Consider the following 5,613-nt stretch of genomic DNA (forward strand, 5'->3'; position numbering starts at 1 on the left):
GGTGCGTTTGGTCCTTGAGAACTCAACAGCGTGCACATTGTCAAATGCCAAATTATACCCTGGCATTGTTTGTGGCCTCATCTTTGGTGGGGTTGTGAGTGGTGTTTAGGTTTCTTTGAGATTGATGGACAACAACAATCGTCAGATTGTTTTGTTCTTTAGTCAGCATCAAATTCAGCAGTCATGGCCTATTCCGGTTGTGCTGTTTTTTCTTTTACGGAGAGTTTGATCCTGGCTCAGGACGAACGCTGGCGGCGTGCTTAACACATGCAAGTCGAACGATGAACTGGAGCTTGCTCCAGGGATTAGTGGCGAACGGGTGAGTAACACGTGAGTAACCTGCCCTTGACTCTGGGATAAGCGCTAGAAATGGCGTCTAATACCGGATACGAGCTTCAGCCGCATGGCTAGGAGTTGGAAAGAATTTTGGTCAAGGATGGACTCGCGGCCTATCAGCTAGTTGGTGAGGTAATGGCTCACCAAGGCGACGACGGGTAGCCGGCCTGAGAGGGTGACCGGCCACACTGGGACTGAGACACGGCCCAGACTCCTACGGGAGGCAGCAGTGGGGAATATTGCACAATGGGCGAAAGCCTGATGCAGCAACGCCGCGTGAGGGATGACGGCCTTCGGGTTGTAAACCTCTTTTAGTAGGGAAGAAGCGAAAGTGACGGTACCTGCAGAAAAAGCACCGGCTAACTACGTGCCAGCAGCCGCGGTAATACGTAGGGTGCAAGCGTTGTCCGGAATTATTGGGCGTAAAGAGCTCGTAGGCGGTTTGTCGCGTCTGCTGTGAAATCTGGGGGCTCAACCCCCAGCCTGCAGTGGGTACGGGCAGACTAGAGTGCGGTAGGGGAGATTGGAATTCCTGGTGTAGCGGTGGAATGCGCAGATATCAGGAGGAACACCGATGGCGAAGGCAGATCTCTGGGCCGTAACTGACGCTGAGGAGCGAAAGCATGGGGAGCGAACAGGATTAGATACCCTGGTAGTCCATGCCGTAAACGTTGGGAACTAGATGTGGGGGCCATTCCACGGTCTCCGTGTCGCAGCTAACGCATTAAGTTCCCCGCCTGGGGAGTACGGCCGCAAGGCTAAAACTCAAAGGAATTGACGGGGGCCCGCACAAGCGGCGGAGCATGCGGATTAATTCGATGCAACGCGAAGAACCTTACCAAGGCTTGACATATACCGGAAACGTCCAGAGATGGTCGCCCCGCAAGGTCGGTATACAGGTGGTGCATGGTTGTCGTCAGCTCGTGTCGTGAGATGTTGGGTTAAGTCCCGCAACGAGCGCAACCCTCGTTCTATGTTGCCAGCACGTTATGGTGGGAACTCATAGGAGACTGCCGGGGTCAACTCGGAGGAAGGTGGGGATGACGTCAAATCATCATGCCCCTTATGTCTTGGGCTTCACGCATGCTACAATGGCCGGTACAAAGGGCTGCGATACCGTAAGGTGGAGCGAATCCCAAAAAGCCGGTCTCAGTTCGGATTGAGGTCTGCAACTCGACCTCATGAAGTCGGAGTCGCTAGTAATCGCAGATCAGCAACGCTGCGGTGAATACGTTCCCGGGCCTTGTACACACCGCCCGTCAAGTCATGAAAGTCGGTAACACCCGAAGCCAGTGGCCTAACCCTTGTGGATGGAGCTGTCGAAGGTGGGATCGGTGATTAGGACTAAGTCGTAACAAGGTAGCCGTACCGGAAGGTGCGGCTGGATCACCTCCTTTCTAAGGAGCATGTACTCGCCCCGCGGTATACACGGGGGTCAACGAGTCAAGTCGGTTTCGAAGCAAATGTCTTCGGCCGGCGCTCATGGGTGGAACATTGACAATGGCTCTTCACGAAGAGCATCAGCGCTAGTACGGCACCTTCGGGTGTCTGGAAAGTGAGGGTGTTCTGGGGTGGGGGGCTTGCACGCTGTTGGGTCCTGAGGGACCAAACATCCACGCTTTGGTGTGGTTGTTTTTCCTCTGGGCCATGAAGGTTCTGCATCACTTGCAGGGTGTTCATGGTGCCGCCCGTATTTTGAGAACTACACAGTGGACGCGAGCATCTTAGTCGCAAGCAGGGCTGGCCTTCGGGTTGGTTGTTGTTTGTGATACTAAGTGCAATTTCTTAGACCAATCCGCCCTTTGGGGTGTGGTTGGCGAATGAGATAACACTGAGCTGTCAGTCTTTGGCTGGCAGCAACTTTGTGGTCAAGTTTCTAAGAGCAAACGGTGGATGCCTTGGCATCTGGAGCCGAAGAAGGACGTAGAAATCTGCGATAAGCCTCGGGGAGCTGATAATCGAGCCCTGATCCGAGGATTTCCGAATGGGGAAACCCCGCCAGGCGTTATGTCTGGTGACTCCCGCCTGAATATATAGGGCGGGTAGAGGGAACGTGGGGAAGTGAAACATCTCAGTACCCACAGGAAGAGAAAACAACAGTGATTCCGTCAGTAGTGGCGAGCGAAATCGGAAGAGGCTAAACCGGTCATGTGTGATAGACGGCGGTCGTTGCATGGTCGGGGTTGTGGGACCCGTTGTCCTGTTCTGCCGGACAGGGACAGTTACAGCGCAGTATAGGCGAACAGCTTTGAATGGCTGGTCATAGAGGGTGCGAACCCCGTAGCCGAAATGCTGGCGCTGGCTGAATGGGGATCCCAAGTAGCTCGGGGCCCGAGAAATCCCGTGTGAATCGGTCAGGACCACCTGATAAGCCTAAATACTCCCAGATGACCGATAGCGGACAAGTACCGTGAGGGAAAGGTGAAAAGTACCCCGGGAGGGGAGTGAAATAGTACCTGAAACCGTTTGCTTACAAACCGTTGGAGCCTCCTTGTAGGGGTGACAGCGTGCCTTTTGAAGAATGAGCCTGCGAGTTAGCGATATGTGGCGAGGTTAACCCGTGTGGGGTAGCCGTAGCGAAAGCGAGTCTTAATAGGGCGATCCAGTCGCATGTCCTAGACCCGAAGCGAAGTGATCTATCCATGGCCAGGTTGAAGCGACGGTAAGACGTCGTGGAGGACCGAACCCACTTAGGTTGAAAACTGAGGGGATGAGCTGTGGATAGGGGTGAAAGGCCAATCAAACTTCGTGATAGCTGGTTCTCTCCGAAATGCATTTAGGTGCAGCGTTGCGTGTTTCTTGCCGGAGGTAGAGCTACTGGATGGCCGATGGGGCCCAAAAGCTTACTGACGTCAGCCAAACTCCGAATGCCGGTAAGTGAGAGCGCAGCAGTGAGACGGTGGGGGATAAGCTTCATCGTCGAGAGGGAAACAACCCAGACTACCAACTAAGGTCCCTAAGCGTGTGCTAAGTGGGAAAGGATGTGGAGTTGCATAGACAACCAGGAGGTTGGCTTAGAAGCAGCCACCCTTGAAAGAGTGCGTAATAGCTCACTGGTCAAGTGATTCCGCGCCGACAATGTAACGGGGCTCAAGCACACCACCGAAGTTGTAGATTTCGTATTATAGACAAGCCTTCGTGGTTCAGTCGTACGGAGTGGTAGGAGAGCGTCGTGTGGCCAGTGAAGCGGCGGTGTAAACCAGCCGTGGAGGCCACACGAGTGAGAATGCAGGCATGAGTAGCGAAAGACGGGTGAGAAACCCGTCCTCCGAAAGACCAAGGGTTCCAGGGCCAGGTTAATCCGCCCTGGGTAAGTCGGGACCTAAGGCGAGGCCGACAGGCGTAGTCGATGGACAACGGGTTGATATTCCCGTACCGGCGAAGAACCGCCCAAGCTAATCCAGTGGTGCTAAGAGTCCTAACCCGGCTGAGTGGATCCCTTCGGGGTGATGCCGGCCGGTCTAACGCTCGACCCCATGCTGGTGCGGTTAACGTATTAACAGGTGTGACGCAGGAAGGTAGCTGAGCCAGGCGATGGTATCCGTAAGGTGAACCTGGTGTAAGGATGTAGGGCTGACGATAGGCAAATCCGTCGTCAATGCGCCTGAGATCCGATGCGTACCCCGATTGGGGGAAATCAGTGATCCTATGCTGCCGAGAAAAGCATCGACGTGAGGTTCAAGCCGCCCGTACCCCAAACCGACTCAGGTGGTCAGGTAGAGAATACCAAGGAGATCGAGAGAATCGTGGTTAAGGAACTCGGCAAAATGCCCCCGTAACTTCGGGAGAAGGGGGGCCGGAACCGTGATGGGATTTACTCCCGGAGCGGGAAAGGCCGCAGAGACCAGTGGGAAGCGACTGTTTACTAAAAACACAGGTCCGTGCCAAGTCGCAAGACGATGTATACGGACTGACGCCTGCCCGGTGCTGGAAGGTTAAGAGGAACGGTTAGCGCAAGCGAAGCTGAGAATTTAAGCCCCAGTAAACGGCGGTGGTAACTATAACCATCCTAAGGTAGCGAAATTCCTTGTCGGGTAAGTTCCGACCTGCACGAATGGCGTAACGACTTCCCAGCTGTCTCAACCGCGAACTCGGCGAAATTGCACTACGAGTAAAGATGCTCGTTACGCGCAGCAGGACGGAAAGACCCCGTGACCTTTACTACAGCTTGGTATTGGTGTTCGGAGTGGCTTGTGTAGGATAGGTGGGAGACTGTGAAGCTTGGACGCTAGTTCAGGTGGAGTCATTGTTGAAATACCACTCTGGTCACTTTGGATATCTAACTACGAACCGTGATCCGGTTCTGGGACAGTGCCTGGTGGGTAGTTTAACTGGGGCGGTTGCCTCCCAAAAAGTAACGGAGGCGCCCAAAGGTTCCCTCAACCTGGTTGGCAATCAGGTGTCGAGTGTAAGTGCACAAGGGAGCTTGACTGTGAGACTGACAAGTCGAGCAGGGACGAAAGTCGGGACTAGTGATCCGGCAGTGGCTTGTGGAAGCGCTGTCGCTCAACGGATAAAAGGTACCTCGGGGATAACAGGCTGATCTTGCCCAAGAGTCCATATCGACGGCATGGTTTGGCACCTCGATGTCGGCTCGTCGCATCCTGGGGCTGGAGTAGGTCCCAAGGGTTGGGCTGTTCGCCCATTAAAGCGGTACGCGAGCTGGGTTTAGAACGTCGTGAGACAGTTCGGTCCCTATCCGCTGCGCGCGTAGGAAATTTGAGAAGATCTATCCCTAGTACGAGAGGACCGGGATGGACGAACCTCTGGTGTGTCAGTTGTCCTGCCAAGGGCACCGCTGATTAGCTACGTTCGGAACGGATAACCGCTGAAAGCATCTAAGCGGGAAGCCGGCTTCGAGATGAGATTTCCATACCCTTAGGGGTGAGAGGCTCCCAGCTAGACTACTGGGTTGATAGGCCGGATGTGGAAGTGGGGACTAACGACCCATGGAGCTGACCGGTACTAATAAGCCGATAACTTGACAACACTCCCTCCCTGTAGAGGTGGGGGAAAGCTGCTTGCGTCCACTATGTGGTTCCCGAAATACGGTCGGGAACATAACTCAACAGACAAGTCGCCACATCTATCACGGATGGGGTGCATGGTCTGAGACAGACTTCACCACCAGTAATGGTGTGTGGTAAATGTTTCGGCGGCCATAGCGAGAGGGAAACGCCCGGTCACATTCCGAACCCGGAAGCTAAGACTCTCAGCGCCGATGGTACTGCAAGGGGGACCTTGTGGGAGAGTAGGACACCGCCGGACTCCTTTTAG

General features: G+C 54.5%; 3 rRNA genes. All 3 read left to right on the top strand.

Going from position 1 to position 5,613, the window contains the following annotated elements:
- The first annotated feature begins 213 nt into the window (after window positions 1-213).
- The 3 genes from AEQ27_RS16085 to rrf all read left to right on the top strand — a co-directional run bounded on the left by AEQ27_RS16085 (window position 214) and on the right by rrf (window position 5,604).
- A 16S ribosomal RNA gene (locus AEQ27_RS16085) occupies window positions 214-1,733 on the top strand.
- 469 nt (window positions 1,734-2,202) lie between these two features.
- Window positions 2,203-5,325, top strand: a 23S ribosomal RNA gene (locus tag AEQ27_RS16090).
- Between the two features lie 162 nt (window positions 5,326-5,487).
- Window positions 5,488-5,604: ribosomal RNA gene (rrf, locus tag AEQ27_RS16095) — 5S ribosomal RNA — on the top strand.
- The 16S, 23S and 5S rRNA genes sit together here, the layout of an rRNA operon.
- The last annotated feature ends 9 nt before the right edge of the window (window positions 5,605-5,613 follow it).

The sequence above is a fragment of the Frigoribacterium sp. RIT-PI-h genome, from assembly GCF_001297205.1.
Lineage (GTDB): Bacteria > Actinomycetota > Actinomycetes > Actinomycetales > Microbacteriaceae > Frigoribacterium.